General features: G+C 52.8%; 14 protein-coding genes and 1 pseudogene. 5 read left to right on the top strand and 10 right to left on the bottom strand.

What is annotated here, in order from left to right; genetic code table 11:
- Nucleotides 1-408: 408 nt before the first annotated feature.
- Nucleotides 409-816: an OsmC family protein gene (locus tag V8I28_RS05615; protein WP_341779146.1), complete on the bottom strand. Its 408-nt coding sequence runs from the start codon at nt 814-816 to the stop codon at nt 409-411.
- A 14-nt stretch (nt 817-830) separates the two neighbouring features.
- On the bottom strand, nt 831-1,268 hold the full coding sequence (locus V8I28_RS05610) for an OsmC family protein (RefSeq protein ID WP_341779145.1): 438 nt from the start codon (nt 1,266-1,268) through the stop codon (nt 831-833).
- A gap of 186 nt (nt 1,269-1,454) precedes the next feature.
- Here V8I28_RS05610 and V8I28_RS05605 point away from each other — a divergent pair, with 186 nt between their 5' ends.
- Nucleotides 1,455-1,859, top strand: a complete 405-nt coding sequence (locus tag V8I28_RS05605; protein WP_341779144.1) for a MarR family winged helix-turn-helix transcriptional regulator — start codon at nt 1,455-1,457, stop codon at nt 1,857-1,859.
- A gap of 56 nt (nt 1,860-1,915) precedes the next feature.
- On the opposite strand, the gene pepI is transcribed toward V8I28_RS05605, so the two are convergent.
- The 7 genes and pseudogenes from pepI to V8I28_RS05570 all read right to left on the bottom strand — a co-directional run bounded on the left by pepI (nt 1,916) and on the right by V8I28_RS05570 (nt 10,200).
- Complete coding sequence (gene pepI, locus V8I28_RS05600) at nt 1,916-2,803, bottom strand: proline iminopeptidase (protein ID WP_341779143.1); 888 nt, start codon at nt 2,801-2,803, stop codon at nt 1,916-1,918.
- 131 nt (nt 2,804-2,934) lie between these two features.
- Entirely contained in the window at nt 2,935-3,480 is a 546-nt protein-coding gene (locus tag V8I28_RS05595) for a DUF1097 domain-containing protein (protein ID WP_341779142.1), read from the bottom strand.
- 204 nt (nt 3,481-3,684) lie between these two features.
- Nucleotides 3,685-3,975, bottom strand: a pseudogene (locus V8I28_RS05590) (type 1 glutamine amidotransferase); the annotation flags it as partial.
- A 124-nt stretch (nt 3,976-4,099) separates the two neighbouring features.
- On the bottom strand, nt 4,100-4,558 hold the full coding sequence (locus V8I28_RS05585) for a hypothetical protein (protein WP_341779141.1): 459 nt from the start codon (nt 4,556-4,558) through the stop codon (nt 4,100-4,102).
- Between the two features lie 145 nt (nt 4,559-4,703).
- Complete coding sequence (locus tag V8I28_RS05580) at nt 4,704-6,692, bottom strand: translation factor GTPase family protein (RefSeq protein ID WP_341779140.1); 1,989 nt, start codon at nt 6,690-6,692, stop codon at nt 4,704-4,706.
- A 193-nt stretch (nt 6,693-6,885) separates the two neighbouring features.
- Nucleotides 6,886-8,805: an Ig-like domain-containing protein gene (locus tag V8I28_RS05575; protein ID WP_341779139.1), complete on the bottom strand. Its 1,920-nt coding sequence runs from the start codon at nt 8,803-8,805 to the stop codon at nt 6,886-6,888.
- A 348-nt stretch (nt 8,806-9,153) separates the two neighbouring features.
- Nucleotides 9,154-10,200: an SDR family oxidoreductase gene (locus tag V8I28_RS05570; protein WP_341779138.1), complete on the bottom strand. Its 1,047-nt coding sequence runs from the start codon at nt 10,198-10,200 to the stop codon at nt 9,154-9,156.
- Between the two features lie 114 nt (nt 10,201-10,314).
- Here V8I28_RS05570 and V8I28_RS05565 point away from each other — a divergent pair, with 114 nt between their 5' ends.
- Complete coding sequence (locus tag V8I28_RS05565) at nt 10,315-10,884, top strand: TetR/AcrR family transcriptional regulator (protein ID WP_341779137.1); 570 nt, start codon at nt 10,315-10,317, stop codon at nt 10,882-10,884.
- A 146-nt stretch (nt 10,885-11,030) separates the two neighbouring features.
- On the opposite strand, the gene V8I28_RS05560 is transcribed toward V8I28_RS05565, so the two are convergent.
- Nucleotides 11,031-11,723 (bottom strand): EAL domain-containing protein, encoded by a 693-nt coding sequence (locus V8I28_RS05560; protein WP_341779136.1) that lies wholly within the window; start codon nt 11,721-11,723, stop codon nt 11,031-11,033.
- A gap of 94 nt (nt 11,724-11,817) precedes the next feature.
- Here V8I28_RS05560 and V8I28_RS05555 point away from each other — a divergent pair, with 94 nt between their 5' ends.
- From V8I28_RS05555 to V8I28_RS05545, 3 genes are all read left to right on the top strand, one after another.
- A complete protein-coding gene (locus V8I28_RS05555) occupies nt 11,818-13,173 on the top strand; it encodes an FAD-dependent oxidoreductase (RefSeq protein WP_341779135.1) in 1,356 nt (451 codons plus the stop codon).
- 13 nt (nt 13,174-13,186) lie between these two features.
- Nucleotides 13,187-13,633, top strand: a complete 447-nt coding sequence (locus V8I28_RS05550) for a GNAT family N-acetyltransferase (RefSeq protein ID WP_341779134.1) — start codon at nt 13,187-13,189, stop codon at nt 13,631-13,633.
- A 241-nt stretch (nt 13,634-13,874) separates the two neighbouring features.
- Complete coding sequence (locus V8I28_RS05545; RefSeq protein WP_341779133.1) at nt 13,875-15,044, top strand: DUF2075 domain-containing protein; 1,170 nt, start codon at nt 13,875-13,877, stop codon at nt 15,042-15,044.
- Nucleotides 15,045-15,407 lie beyond the last annotated feature (363 nt).

Below are 15,407 nucleotides of genomic sequence, written 5' to 3'. Positions count from 1 at the left end.
CGAGGTGTCGAGACCGCACTGTGGCTCGGCCCGTCCACCCACCGCGATCCAACCCATATTTGGCGAACGGTAAGGCGACCGCTTTCCACTGCGAAATTGTAAACGACTAATATTAACGCGATGAGTTACGCGATGACACTGGTTTTAGTCGATTTCTGTCTTTCAACCTTCAGTTATTCGGTTAATCAGCCTTAATACTCGCCGGCTAATCGCCCTTTATCCCACTCTCCTTTTGGGCGAATCGGCCCCTATACTCTTACTAATGTAAAAAAACCGCGTTTGGTTGCACGCAGTTCGTCATCCTTAATCATTCTTTAGAATTAGCGGCCGTGTTTCACATGAAACATTTCTACCAAAAAGGCGGCATATGCCCGCGCATACACCGTCTATAAGAAATCACTGATTAAATCAGGCAATCACGGCCACACCCGTCCGTTTGACCGGTACCGTGTGGGTCAAGTTGTCCATGACCGGACAGGTATTCTCCGTGAAGTCCATAAATTCACGACACTTTTGCGGCGACTCATCCGTATTCAAATGAACGGCCACGCCGATGTGGTCCATTCCCGGCCGCTCCCCGGATCGCGTTCCAGCCAAGGTGTAGTAGAAGTCGCGGTAAGTAAAGTTCTGTTGCTTGTTGAAGGACGCCATCACGATGGCTTCGCAGGCGCCTAAAGCCTGTAGAATAGCCTCGTGGGGGTGTGCGGCGGTCGTGGAATCCGGCGCTAATTTCACCCGGAAGTCCCGGACGGTTGCTTGGTATTCGTGGGGATGATCGGTACTGTTGACCTGAACTTTAAATGTCTCCATAGCCATGTTGGCCGCCTCCTTTAGATAATCTCAACTTGATCCAACGTGACCGCCACGCCGTTGCGCAGCATGTCTTCGACCGGACAATTGGCCGCGACGAGATCGGCAAACCGGCCGCATTCTTCCTGAGAGGCCTGCGTCTTAAATTGAAGCTGGTAGCGAATCTCCTGGAAGCCGTTGCGAATGTCTGGGTCGCCCATGAAGCCCGCGGCATCCAAGTCACCTTCTAGATTAACCGTCATGTGCTCATAGTTGAACTTGCTGGCCGGCGCTAACGCCGCGGCGGTGGCTTGTAGAGAGGTCCCCAGCGAACTCAACACGAGTTCCACCGGATTCATGCCGGTGTTCGTGCCGCCGAGGCTTTCTGGTTCATCGATGGTGGTGTGGACGCCCCGGGAATGGACGTCAACCTGGAGCCCCGACTGGGTTTTTCGCGCCGTTGCCTGATAGTTTTCCATTGGTGTAACCCCCTAGTTTTCGTTTTGTCAAGCGCTTACAACCTCATTATAATGAATAGCTGAGCAAAGTCAATAGTTAGCTAACTATCTATTTTTGAGCGGAGGCATGGTATAATAAGGCATCCATTTCTTTCGAGGGCGGTGACTTCAATGGCAACATCCCAATTCGATTTAGACAGCTGTATCATGTGCATTACTTCCCGCAGCAGCAAGCTTTTCGCCAGCAAGTTTAATGACGCTCTGGCGCCCATGGGCATCAACCGTAGCGCCTGGATGGCCCTCTACTACATCGACCAGCAGGCTAAAATCCGGCAGCGCGATCTCGCCGATCTGATCGGGATCACCGGCCCCAGCATGGTCAAAATCGTTAATCAGTTGAGCGCAGACGACCTGATCACGGTGGCGGTCAGTGCTAAGGACCGCCGCGCACGCCTGCTGACGCTGACGCCGGCCGGTGAAGACCTACTGGCGCGGAGTATTCCGCTGGCCGAGGCCTTTCGTCAACAGGTCACGGCGGGGATTCCTCAGGCCGATCTGGATACGCTAGACCGGGTGATGGACCAGATGATGGCCAATGCCAATACGCTTTAATTTAAGGGAAAACGACCGCCACTTGCGCGACATGCACGAGTGACGGTCGTTTGTTTTCACGAATCATTTTGCTGTAACCATGCGGCTAGCCGCGTCCGATAGGCGGTCGGTTCCTCGATAAAGGCCATGTGCCGGCTGTGGGCGAACAGGGTCCACTCGGCGTGTGGCAACTGGTCGACCATGGTCTTGGCCACGAGTGGCGTGCACAGGTCATTGACCCCGCTGGTGACCAACGTAGGCGTGGTGAGGTCGGCGAGTTTGGCCGTGTATTCGTAGTCTCTGAGGGTGCCAGTGGGCGAATACTCGTTAGGCCCCCAAGCCACGTTGTAGGCCACGGTCCCCTGCCGCGTGGGCCGGCGTAAAAATTCCGGAGAGGCCGCCGTGACTGGTCCGGCCGCATGCCGCGTCATGAAGTGTTGGTTGGCGGTCAGGTAAGCCGGTGTGGTGAAATCTCCGCTACTTTCGGCCTGTGCGATGGCCGTCTGGTCGGTAGCGCTCATGAAGCCAATCATTCGGTGTTGCTCCTGTGCCCACAGTCTGGCCGAAGACAGCGTGCTGGCCAGCGTCAGGCTCTGAATCCCCTGTGGCTGGTGGTCACACAGATAAATAATCGCCAGCATGCCACCCCAGGACTGGCCCAACAGGTGGAGCTTGGTGAGGCCAAGATAGTCGCGGAGGGCCTGGAGTTCGGCCACCCAAGTCGATGCGCGCCAGAGCTGAGGTGCGTCCGGCATGTCCGAACGCCCGCAACCCAGCTGATCGTACATCACGATGGGTCGTCCGGTCGTGGCCGTCAGTTCATCAAACGCTTCGAAATAGTTGTGGGTCGACCCGGGACCGCCGTGGAGCAGTAGCAGCGGCGTTTGGCCGTTGTCCAGCTCACCGACGATGCGGTAGTAGGTCTGGTAGCCTTGAAAGGGCATGAAGCCTTCTTGAATCTGCATGCAATCACCTCAGTTTTAGCTTAGCAAAAATCCGGGCGAAAAGACAGCCACGGTGCGCGAAAACGCGGGCTTTCTTCGACCCTAACCAAGCAAAAGGGGCAACGTCCTGAGATGACGTTGCCCCTTCGTGATTAATCCTGTTCATCTTCGACCGTGGTTTCGGTTGGCTGAGTCGACTGGTCCGGGAAGAACCGGAACATGACCCAATTGAAGAGATCCGATGCGTAACCAATCACGAAAATCCCCAGCAACATCGAACCGTAGAGCTGGACGACAAATAGCGACCAGTTGTGAACGGTGATGTTGGTGATGATGAGCATCGTGGTCCCCCAAGCGATGAGCCAGGCCGGCACGATGGTGAATTTCATGATGGTACCCTGAAGAAATAAGACGATGAAGGTCATTAGCCCAAACATCACCGCACTGGGCCACAGCGGCGCGATGCTTGGAATCTGAAGGAGGCGAAAGGCAATCAGCCCCCAGACGATGCCCAGCGCAAAGCTAATCAGGATGTTCCAGAGCTTATCTTTAGGAAAGCCGGCACCGAAGAAGTACGAGACGGCGATGAAAGCCGCCGACCCCATCCACAGCGACAGACCGCCCATAATGAGGCTGTAGACTAAGGTGAACAGTCCCACCCCAATTGCGTCGAACCAGACTTTTTTACTAATTTTCATGAGCTACCCCTTTTACGTTAAAACGTTTGCATAATTTGTGTAATTGTCAGTTTACAGGATTGGCGGAAGGGTGGCAAGGGAAAAAGGTAAAACGTTGTAATAAGTCTGAAGTATCCGTAATTATCAATTTATCTCTAATTATTAATAATAAAAATGGCGTAAACCGAATTGATTTTCAGTCTACCGCCACTTTGCGTTGGCCGGTTAAGCCGTGACATAATCTAAAATTTGAAATAGGGCTCGCTGATTCTCCGGGGGAACCGGCGTGGCTAAAATAGCCGCGACCGGTTGGCGAAGCACGGAACCCGCGATGTAAAGAAAGTCGTTGACCACCATTTCACGGACGTTCGCGGCGGCCGGCTCCAGATGAAACTGTAGCCCCACCACGCGGTGTCCCCAGACAAAGCTTTGATTGGCCACCCGATCACTGGAGAAGAGGCGCTGGGCGGTTTCTGGAATGGCAAATATTTCCTCATGCCAGTGCAAGACGCTTAGATGCATGGTATTCCTTTCCATCGACGGCAATGTTGGCATGGGTATCGTCTGCAAGTCTCTAGAATGGCCTTAGTATACCACGCCTTGGTGTCATCTGAAGCAATGCGTCATGAGGCTTGGGCATTTAGCGAATCGCGTATTTCCAAGCATGATAATACGTATAAATTCCGGCCGAGGAGAGGTACTTGACCGATTTGCCATGAATCTTCTTCGTCCCCGTGTAAAAGAAGTTAAAGTCATCCTCATAGGCCGCGTAGAAGCCAAACAATTTTTTATGCTTTAGCGTTTGGTGATAAACGTAGAGCTTCTTGCCGGTTAAGGTCTGTTCGTGATGCCACTTCCCCTGCTTATGTTGCCGGTAATACCACTTGACCTGATGCTTCTTCACAACAATCTTGTTCGCACCGATCTCCTTGTCCCAGTTGTACCAGGTTCCCCGCGACCGTACCGGCGTGGTGTGCGTGTAGGACATCCCTGGCAGGGTCTTAAGCGAGCGCGCGGCGGCCGGTTGCGTCGTACCAACCAGGCCACTCGCTACCCCGACGCCGACTAACACGCCAAACCACATGAGTTTCTTGAACATAACATCCCCTACTTTCCTGTATTTTGGAAGCAAATCGTTACCAATTCTGGGCTTCCTTATTAATTATACGAGCTAAATCCGCAAAATGGGGGCCGTTTAGGTAAAAACGAGGCGATTCTAGGAATAAGATCGCCTCGTTTACGTTTTATTCATTTATTTTTAACCGCGCCAACTCACTCGCCGTGTACCGATAGTCCACGTGCGCCATCTCCGGGACGTCATCCCAGTGCACAGGATACCCGGCCCCGTGCGCACAGAAGACCGATCCCGGCGTGTTATCCAGGTCACCCACGGGATCGTAATCCGCCGCCGCAATCACCTCATCGGCGTTGTGGCAAGGCCGGTAGCCATCGATTAAGCACTCCAGCTGGCCCTGCCCGTGCGTATAGGCGTTAACCTCCTGCACGTAGCCCTGCATCTCGCTAACTGGGGCCGTACCGGTCAGCACCGTCATTCCGGCCGTAGACGTCGCGGTGTCGGGCGTCTCAAAGCTACCGTGCATTCGCTGAATATCAGTCATCGCGCGCCCAACTTGGTCCCGACCAACCTCCAGCCGGAACCGATACCACGGCTCCAACAGCTCGGTCTGACCTTGCGTCCGGGCCATCATCAGCCCCTGCCGCACCGCACGCCAGGTTGCCTCTCGAAAGTCGCCGCCGACCGAGTGAACAATGCTGGCCCGGCCGGTGACCAGCGTCAGCTTGACGTCCGTCAACGGCGCCCCCGTCAAGACGCCCAGGTGTTCCTTGGCCCGCAAGCTAGTCAGGACTTGATGTTGCCAATTTTTGCCTAAAATTTCCAAATCGCAATCCGCCGCAAACGTGACGCCGCTGCCCCGCGGCGTTGGCTGCATGAGCAAGTGCACCTCGGCATAGTGCCGCAAGGGTTCAAAATGACCAACGCCTTCTACAGCCTGCGTCAACGTCTCCTTGTAAAGAATGCTGCCCGTGCCGAAGCCCACCTCAAGATTGAACCGTTCACGCAAAATCTGTTGGAGGATTTCCAGTTGAACAGCCCCCATGATCTGCACGCGAATTTCTTGTAAATGACTGGACCATGCCACGTGAAGTTGTGGATCCTCGTCTTCCAACTGCCGTAAAATCGTCAGGCATTTATGAATATCGTTGCCTTGTGGGTCTAGGGTGTAGTTCAAGACGGGCTGAATCTCCGGCGAGCGACCCGCGGCTTGGGCACCCAGGCCCTGTCCCGGATGAGTCCCCGTCAGATTAGGAATCGCACAGACCTCGCCGGCCACGACTTGGGGCCGAATGGTAAATTTCGCCCCATCGTAGATGCGTAGCTGATTGACCTTTTGCTCGTCTAGGATGACATCCTTATTCGCCAAGACGCCACCGGTTAACCGGAGCCACGTGAGGCGTTCACCCTTGTCATCGTGGGAAATCTTAAAGACCTTCGCGCCAAACTCATCGGGATAGGTGGCCGCTTTTGTCCACTGTTCCAGACCCGCCAACAGGCTATCGATCCCGTCCACCTTCAGGGCCGCCCCAAAGTAACAGGGGAAAACTTGGCGCCGCTGAATCAGCCGACGAACCGTTTCATCGTCAACCGTTCCGCTGTCCAGAAAGCTTTCCAGTACCGCATCGTCCTGCATGGCAATGTCTTCGTCGGCACCAGCCGGAAGCGCACCATCGGCCGTTTTTGCGTCGTTAAAGGCGATGCACCCCGGTGAAAAGACCTCTTGCAACTGACTCAAGACGCGTTCGCGGTCGGCCGTATCGGCATCCATTTTATTCACAAAAATAAAGGTGGGAACTTGATAATGCTGGAGCAAGCGCCACAGCGTCCGGGTATACCCCTGAATACCATCGGTGGCCGACACCACTAAGATGGCATAGTCAAGGACGCTTAACACTTGTTCCGTTTGGGAGGCAAAGTCCACGTGTCCCGGGGTGTCCAGTAGGGTTAAATCTAGAGCGCCATGCCGTAAGCTCGCCTGGTGAGAAAAGATAGTGATTCCCCGTTGTTTTTCCAAATCATCGGGATCGAGGAAAGCATCGCCGTTGTCCACGCGACCCAGTTGCCGCAGGGCGCCGGACCGGTACAGCAACGCCTCCGACAGCGTGGTCTTCCCGGCATCGACATGGGCAACAATTCCCGCTACGATGTGCTTCATGGTTGATTTTCTCCTTTGAATAGCTCATTTAATTCGTTAAATCCGATTCGCAACAATGGTCGTCGATTGCCGACAACCGTCATTCTTAATCATTATACTATCCTTACTGGGATTAACGAAATTCTGAGTTTCACTCGGATTAAATCAACTCGACACGCCTCTTCTGGTGACAACTTGTTTCACATGAAACAGCTCACGGCCCCGTAACAATACTCCAGATTAATTGGGTCGTATACGTCGTCCCCGCTTGGAAGTTGCCAGTATTCACCTTGATGGTTAACCCTTGCCCCTGCGCCACGCCGATTGAGGACAATGCATCGCCAGCTTTGGTCGTCACAAGGGTCTGATCCACATTCGACAAGGGCAACAGCGCCTGCTTACTTCCGGGATCAAAGCTCATCGTAGCGTCCAAATTCGCTTGGCCATTGTTCAGCGGTGCCGACTGGCGTAAATCGATGCGCGTGGCGGTCTTATCTTGCCGATTATCTGTAACATCCAGCAATTCCCCATCCCCAGCGGCTTTCCCGGGTAAATTTTGCCCGAGGTTTTGCATCGTTAGGTGGCCGAAGTCGACATCATTAGCAGCGGCCTTGAGTTTGCCATCGGTAAAGTTCAGCTGGACATCATTCCCCGTAAAGGTCCCCAATGACTGACTGCGACTCTTATCGGCATAGCCTTGAAAGGTAACGCCGGTGGCATATTTTAAATTTTGCTTCTGCTGGCTTACGAAAGATATGCTAAACGTATGTGTCTTTTCATCCTTGAAACTCTGACCCGTCGCCAAGTAATTTTTCTGCGCGCCATTGTCTGTCGTCTTATAGGCGGACCACTGCCCATCCACCTTAACAATGACGTCGCTCACATCCTTCGGTAGATTAATGGCGAAGTCGCCGTCATCCAGTTTAGACGCCGCATTGGCATCCGTCACCGTTCCCGTTATCTGACAGATATCATTATAAAATATGTTATCAAGCGTGGTTGCTGGCTGACTACCCGTGCTTAATTTTTCCACCGTGTTCGTAATAGTCACCTTGGGTGTTGGATCCGGAATTACGGTGAGCAGGGCCTGATTGGTCGTCATCGAATGGGGGGTGCCATTGGCATCCTTAATGGTCACCACGGCATAGTAGTGTTGTTGATTATCCGCCTGAGTGGTCGCCGGCGTGGTGTAACTCAAGCCGGACTGCCCGTTAATCTTTGTGCTGTGCCCTTGCTTATCCACGCGATACCACGTGACGTTCTCGGGTGCTTGATCAAACTTTCCCCGAACCTTAAACGTCGCCGTTTGACCCTCATCAACGGTTTGCGAATCCAAGCCCCCACCAATCGTAATCGGCACCTCAGCCGCAACCGTGCTCCCATCCGCATTGGTTATCGTCCCTGTAATTTTAACAATGCCCGCCATACCGCTAGTGTTCGCCGTCACCTCACCCGTATATTTAGAAACGGTTGCTAGACTCGCATCTGAACTCGACCAGATGACATCCCCAGTGGCATTAGCCGGCTCCGGTAAGGCATGCACATAAGTCTGTTGTGCGTTCGCTTGATTGTTGTAAAGATAGTCGTTATCAGTCGTTACGGCCAAACCTGTTGCAGGAATAGGATTAGGAAAGGTCGTTATAGCGGCGACACGTGAAAAATAAGTCGCGGGCGTCCACGGAACCGTAGCATGCGGCCAAGTAGACACGAGAAAATAGTACTGGAAACGTTGTTGGTAGTAGATCGTTCCCACCTTCTCAGGCGTCACCGTTAAGTTAGCATGATTTTCCCCCTGCATATCCGACCAATTGCCGCCCCCATTTACCGACTGCGCCCATTGAAAATGATCCGTGGCACCAATATTCAATAAGTCAATTATAGAATGAGCTGTCCCCGTACTCAGTGTCTTCTCATGCCCAACAGACGTATACACATTCGCTGGCTGTAAATTAAATCCCGTATTCAAATACAACCCAAACATTCCAATCGGAGCCCCACTAGGCGTTCCCTTTCCTGGAATCTCGGCCGCATACCCAACCCCATCACGCGGATGGGTAACTTGCTGACGAATCCCCATAATTGTTAAGACAGCCAGCACAGCCACAAACAGCCGGATCATCCTCCCCACTATCATGACAAATGCCTCCTCCACAATCTTTTCCGTGATCGCAACATTTTGTTCACTCTAGCCAGTCTTTAGCTGGATTAGATGTTAACCTGATTTATTAATTATTCCCGAACAACTGGGACCCCTTTCGCTACTAATCCCCGTGACTGTCCGACTGTCAACGCCCTAGTTCTCGTCAAATGGCCGGATTCGCCGCTATTCCTTCACGCAACCATTCTAACTGATCTTTAACTACCCCCAGTATACCAGATAATCGCGCCCAAATACCATTAGAAATGTAAATTATTTTTATTGTATTCTATTATAATTTTATTTATAAAAAAACCATCTCCACCGTGGGAAATGGTCTACCTTTTACGATACCCCTGGGGCCTGAACAATTCCTAAATCTAGCATGGATTGGGCCGTCGCCACGATGGCCGTCTGTGCCGACCGGGGATGCCAGTCCAGCAGCCGCACCGCCTTATCATTACGCGTTCCGGCATATTCTCCCACAAGCGAAGCGACCATCCGTAACTCCGGTTTCACCAACGCCGCCAGCTTAATCGCACTGTTAGGAATGGTCCGCGTGGGCAACTGGTCCGCAAATTGGGGAAAGGCCGTCCGCAAGACCTCGGCCACGTCCAACATGGACAGCGTTTCTCCCGTCGTCGCCAGAAAGCGCTCACCCGCGGCCTGAGGCGCCAGCATGGCTAAAATGTGTAGCGTGGCCACGTCACGGACGTCCACGTAACCCGAATCGACGCGGGGAACCGCCTTGAGCTGACCCTCTAACAGCTGACGAATTTGGCCATTCGAGTGCGAGTAGTCGTTGGCCAGTACCGGCCCCATCACCGCCACGGGATTGACCGCGGTTAGCGCCATGCCGCGGCCCGATTCCCGAATAAACTGCCAGGCTGCCCGTTCCGCTAGCGTTTTAGACTTCTGGTAGGCGTGAACCTTCTTCGCCGAAACATCCGACCAATCCGCCTCCGTGTAGGGCGTGGTTCGCCGCGGATGGCCGGCAAAGATCGCCCCATACGCCGACGTCAGAACCACGCGCTTGACCCCGGCGTCGCGAGCGGCCGTCAATACGCGTAATACCCCATTCACGGCCGGTTGAATCATCTCATTTTCATCCTTAAAGACCCGATTCGGGGTGGGCGAAGCCACGTGAATCGCGTAAGTGGCCCCCTGTAACGTCTCTGACCAGTGGGCATCGCTGGTTAAATCGGCCGCAACGACCTCCAAGTCATGGAAGTCCGTGACACCACCGTTAGTCAACATTTCTCGAATTAACGCCGTCTTCTTTAGGGAACGAACCGTAGTCCGCACCGCGAATCCGCGTTGCAACAACTGTAAAATAATGTGAATGGCAATGAAGCCACTCCCACCCGTGACGACCACTAACTGCTTCTTCATCATTTGTCACTCTCGCTTTCGTTTCACTTGTAACGTCTGTGGAAGTAGCATACAATGAGGCCACGTGGGATTCAAGCGAATTTCGCGCATCTCTGACAGAATGGAGCATGTGTTATGGCAGCGACTAATCACGCCCAAGAAATTAAGCAAGATTCCCAGAATTATCTGGCAACCGCCCTGTTACAACTACTCGAAACCAAGGACCTCAATGATTTGACCGTAACGGCCGTGGTCAAACGCGCCGGCGTCAGTCGCATGGCGTTTTACCGTCATTTCACGACGTTAGCCGATGTGTTGACGGCCCACTTTACCCCGATCATCACCCAGCAATTCGATGATATCTTGGCTCACGTCCCGCAAGACCAGAAGCTCGCCGCGTTGGGTACCTTCTTCACACAGCTAGGCCCCACGCTCAAACTCTCCGTGACGCGGGGATTTGAAAGCATCTTTCAACAGATTTTTGACCAGAACATGCAGCGCTTCTATGCAGTCACCATGACGTGGGACGGCGCCACTGCCACGCAGCAAAAATACTGGACGCAGTTCATGTCTGCCGGCGTCTATCGGATCTGGCGTGAATGGCTACTGGGCGGTCAACAAGAATCCTTAACCACGATTCACGACCTCATCGCCACCTTTCAAACGGCCACCATGACGGCATTACGCCAGCAGGCACGGCACTAGCCGACTATTAACAGTGGTCACAGCCCGCGGCCCATCGCCGCTGTGAGCGTCTTTAGGGGCCGTTTCACCTCAACAAAAAAGAGCAGCCTCCCGGCCAATTTCACCGGTCAAACTCCCCTTGCCCATCAATGGGACAGATTATTCATTTAGGCCAAACAAGTATCTTGTGGTAACTTCAACAATTGTGGTTTACTAAAGTAGTAGCCTTGCTTCAACCGAATCCCCAACTTCTTGCTGAGGCGGTTATCCGCTTGGTCTTCAATCCCCTCTAACACGAGGCGCAGGCCGTATTCGGCGCTAATCGCGTGCCAGAAGTGGAGCTTTTGTAAAATGTGGGGATCCTTGAAATCCCGGTTGAAGTTCTGCAAAGCAAATTTAATCTCTGAGGCTAACGGCAATAGTTCTTGAACATCCTTGAAGTAATTATCGCCCGTCCCGACGTCATCGAGGGACAGCTCCATACCCTGATCAATGAACCGCTTGAGTTGCGGCAACAGGTCGGCCATCGTGTACTTCTGCGGGCCATCGTCTTCGGTTAACTCCACCACTAGTTTCGTGGGGTAGAGTTGTTCTTGACTCTTGATAATGGCGTGGGTAATCGGCGTGGTCATCAACTGTTCACGGCTCACATTGACCGAACAATAGCGAACTTTGAGCGATAACACCTTGGTCGTCTCCACGAGCAGATCCGCGATAATCTGCGGATCGATTGCGGAAAAGGACTCCGGCAGTCGCCAGCCATCAGGGGTAAGTTGTTTCATCAACAGTTCGTAGCCAAAAATGGTCTTAGTGGCCGTATCAATCTGTGGTTGAACGAAATAACGATAAGTGGTTTCCAATAAAAATACCCCCTAAACGGATGGTTTGCATTAACTATAACATCAGTATACTATAAAATACCGAAATAAGTTAAAAAAGAAAGGGCTTGTCGAAATGAAAGTCGTTATCATTGGCTGCACGCACGCCGGTATCGCCGCGGTTAAACAAATCCTCAAAAATTATCCCCAAGCGGAAATTGCCGTCTACGAGCGCCAGGCCGACATTTCCTATCTATCTTGCGCCACCTATTTACATATTAAAGGCACCGTTCGGGCACTCTCGGACGCCCAGTACCAGGAACCCGCCGACTTTACGCGCCGCGGCGTGGACCTGGAATTAAATCACGATGTCATCCGCGTGGACGCCCGCGATCATTCCCTATTGGTCCAAGACCTGATCACCAAGGCCATGACGACCGTGACCTATGACAAGCTGATCATGGCGACTGGGTCGATTACGGCGATCCCCGCTATCCCGGGCATCGAGAATCCTCGCGTATTGCTGTGCAAGACCTACAGTCAGGCCAACAACATCTGCACCTATACCGCTCAACGCCAAAAGGTCGCCATCATTGGGGGTGGCTACGTCGGCGTTGAACTGGCCGAAGGGTACCGCGAATCCGGCCACGAGGTGATTTTAATCCAACAACCCGCCCAGCTCCTCGATGAATACATCGAGTCCGAATTGGCCGCTAAGATTACGCAATTGCTTACCGATAAGGGCGTTCACGTTCTCACTAACACCCGGGTGACTGGTTTTCAGGATGCACCGGACGGGCAACTCCTGCTGAACTCCGAGGCCGGTGACTTCGAGGTTGACATGGCCGCCATCAGCGCGGGCGTGATTCCGCAAACGGAGCTCCTGCAGGGACAGGTTGCTATGGCGCCAAACGGAGCAATCCTGACTGACGACTACATGCAATCCTCGGACCCCGACATTTTAGCCGCGGGAGATGCCGCGGTGAGCCACTACAATCCGATTAAGACGGTGACCTATGCGCCGCTGGTGTCTCACGCCATTCGGCAAGGCGCCCTGGCCGGAATCAACGTTTTCGAACGGCGACTCCGCACGATTGGCACCCAGATTACCACGGGTATGCAGGTCTTCAACCACACGCTTGCCTGTACCGGCCTGACGTTGCGCCGGACGCGGGAGGTTAAGATTAACGCGGCCAGCGTCACCTACACGGGCCCTTATCGTCCGAACTTCATGCCCAACGCCTACCCCATCACGGTGATTTTAATCTATGACCGCAATAATCGGAAGGTTCTCGGCGCACAGCTGCTGTGTGAACACGATGTCTCTCAGGCGGCCAATACTGTGTCGGGCATCATGCAAAACGGCGGGACTATCGACCAGCTAGCGATGCTAGACATGCTGTTCTCGCCTAATTTCAACGAGCCGTTCAACTACTTGAATCTCGCCGCGCAAAAGGCGGTGGACCAAGAGAACGGCTACTTGTGGACCTAAAGGCGGACTGGCGATGTTGACGACACAATTACTGACACCGCATCATTCGGCGTGGGGCCAAGCGGCCGAACAGATTGGCGCAATCACTTGGCCGGCGGGCGCGGCACTCGCCAAGCGCATGCGAACGGCCACCTGGCAGCCGTGGGAGCGAGTGGTCTACGCCACGGATGGCGGGGCCTTGGCCGGCTTCTGCGCACTGCTGGCCACGGACATCGTGCCCGACACCCCCTACTCGCCCTTCGTGAGCTCGGTCTACGTGAACCCGACCTATCGGGGACAGGGGCTCAGCCTAAAATTGGTCCAGCACGCGGAGAACACGGCCCGGGCGGCTAAAATCGATGGCCTGTACATTGTGACCCGCCACGTGGGGCTGTACGAGCACCTGGATTATGAGCTGGTCGATCGGCGTGCGGATCGCTTTGGCCGATTGAATCGAATCTTGTATAAATCATTGGCTTAATTAAAACGCGTCAGCCGGGAAGTCTTTCCTGACTGGCGCGTTTGTGGTTGTACGTGATGTTGGCCATGTTTCACATGAAACATTGGTGAAGCCATTTAATCGGTATTGGCGCAGCTGACGGCCAACATCGACATGACCTTTCTTCTTTAAGTTCCGTCAATACTGTCAGTAACTGCTATAATAACAATAGCTTTTTTAACGAACGGCTAATCAAATTTATAGTAGGAGCTATCACGCACACATGAATAAAATTTTACAAGAACAATTCTTTGTCGATGATCTCTCGGACGACCAAAAATCGGTGATCACCAACCTCAACGCTTACATCAGACAGGGTTTGACCGGCGACACGTCCGCCGTGGCCATTATTGAAGGCGCCGCGGGAACCGGTAAATCGGTCGTTTTGATGGAATTGGTTCGGCAATACATGACTGACCGACACTATAAGACCTCACTCGTGGTCAATCACCCGGAATTGTATAAGGCTTACCGCGACCTTGCCGCTTCCATTCCCAACATGAAGGCCAGCGAGATTCGACGACCAACCTCGCTGATCAATTATGCGCAAAAGAACCATAAGAAGTATGACATCATCTTCGTGGACGAGGCCCACTTGCTCTATTCCAAGTCGGAACCCTACGCGCACTACCGTGGACAAAATCAACTGACGGACTTGATGAATTTGGCTAAGGTGGTCGTGGTCGTTTATGACTTTGACCAGGTCTTCCAGTCAAAGATGTATTGGGACCGCGACTTACTTTATAAAACGATTGGTTCCCATCCACATAAATTATTCAGTATGAACTTCCAGTATCGGATGGTGGCTAACGATGACCAGGTTGCTTGGATGGACGATCTGACCGCCGAGAAGCCGATGAAGCCCTTCCCGGATGATAGCAACTTCGAATTTAAGCTATTTGACACGGCTGGGGCGATGTTTGAAAAGATTAAGCAACGGAATAAGGAAGTCGGCATGAGTCGGATGGTCGCGACCTCAGGATTCCCGCGGATTGACGGCCGGCACAACGTGGAGATGGATAGCTTTAATCTGCCATGGGACGAATGGGACCCCCAGCGAACCCACTGGGCCAAGCGAGAGGGTTCCATCACGCAGGTGGGCACCATCTACACCCTGCAAGGTTTCGATTTGAACTACGTGGGCATGATTATTGGCCCGTCCTTTGGCTACGACCCGCAGACGGATACGATGACTATTATTCCTGAAAAATATTCGCACAAGGAGATTTTCAAGAAGCGTAAGGACCGGCATTTCACCCAGGAAGAATACAAAACCTTCATCGCCAACGTATTAAACGTGCTGATGAAGCGTGGGAAATACGGCTTGTACCTGACGGCCTACGACGATGCGCTACGCCATCGGTTGTTGGAGTTGGGGACGACTGGAAAGTAAATTTTTTTGAAATGTATTAGTGCAAGGCTCCCTCTAGTTAGCTGGCTAGGGGGAGCTCTTTGTTTTGGGTGGTGCCTTTCAAGATTAAATAAACCCATCGGAGTGTATCCCATATTTTCTAAAACCCACTTGTTTGAGTTCCTTCCTGACTTGTTAGATAACAACATACGCCAAATTTAAACATCCCAATGATATCTCTTCTGTAGCTTTTAGAAGCATCACCACTCTTTATAATGATGCCTCGTCATATTCATTGTTAATCTATCCTCAATATTGTATGCTGTAAGAGCAAACTGACTAATCTGAGTGATTTTGTAAATACAGAGGTCCAGTATGACAAGGATTGTTTAGTGTATTCCCCAC

Origin of the sequence: Levilactobacillus sp. HBUAS70063 (genome assembly GCF_038374745.1) — a bacterium.
Taxonomy (GTDB): Bacteria; Bacillota; Bacilli; order Lactobacillales; family Lactobacillaceae; genus Levilactobacillus.
The sequence above is the reverse complement of the archived record's forward strand: the minus strand, read 5'-3'. Positions and strand labels throughout refer to the sequence as shown.

Coding starts and splice junctions, on each gene's coding strand:
- V8I28_RS05545 (WP_341779133.1), top strand. CDS start 13,875: ATGAATAAAATTTTACAAGAACAATTCTTTGTCGATGATCTCTCGGAC.
- V8I28_RS05595 (WP_341779142.1), bottom strand. CDS start 3,480: ATGAAAATTAGTAAAAAAGTCTGGTTCGACGCAATTGGGGTGGGACTG.
- V8I28_RS05580 (WP_341779140.1), bottom strand. CDS start 6,692: ATGAAGCACATCGTAGCGGGAATTGTTGCCCATGTCGATGCCGGGAAG.
- V8I28_RS05565 (WP_341779137.1), top strand. CDS start 10,315: ATGGCAGCGACTAATCACGCCCAAGAAATTAAGCAAGATTCCCAGAAT.
- V8I28_RS05575 (WP_341779139.1), bottom strand. CDS start 8,805: ATGATAGTGGGGAGGATGATCCGGCTGTTTGTGGCTGTGCTGGCTGTC.
- V8I28_RS05555 (WP_341779135.1), top strand. CDS start 11,818: ATGAAAGTCGTTATCATTGGCTGCACGCACGCCGGTATCGCCGCGGTT.
- V8I28_RS05610 (WP_341779145.1), bottom strand. CDS start 1,268: ATGGAAAACTATCAGGCAACGGCGCGAAAAACCCAGTCGGGGCTCCAG.
- V8I28_RS05585 (WP_341779141.1), bottom strand. CDS start 4,558: ATGTTCAAGAAACTCATGTGGTTTGGCGTGTTAGTCGGCGTCGGGGTA.
- V8I28_RS05615 (WP_341779146.1), bottom strand. CDS start 816: ATGGCTATGGAGACATTTAAAGTTCAGGTCAACAGTACCGATCATCCC.
- pepI (WP_341779143.1), bottom strand. CDS start 2,803: ATGCAGATTCAAGAAGGCTTCATGCCCTTTCAAGGCTACCAGACCTAC.
- V8I28_RS05570 (WP_341779138.1), bottom strand. CDS start 10,200: ATGAAGAAGCAGTTAGTGGTCGTCACGGGTGGGAGTGGCTTCATTGCC.
- V8I28_RS05550 (WP_341779134.1), top strand. CDS start 13,187: ATGTTGACGACACAATTACTGACACCGCATCATTCGGCGTGGGGCCAA.
- V8I28_RS05605 (WP_341779144.1), top strand. CDS start 1,455: ATGTGCATTACTTCCCGCAGCAGCAAGCTTTTCGCCAGCAAGTTTAAT.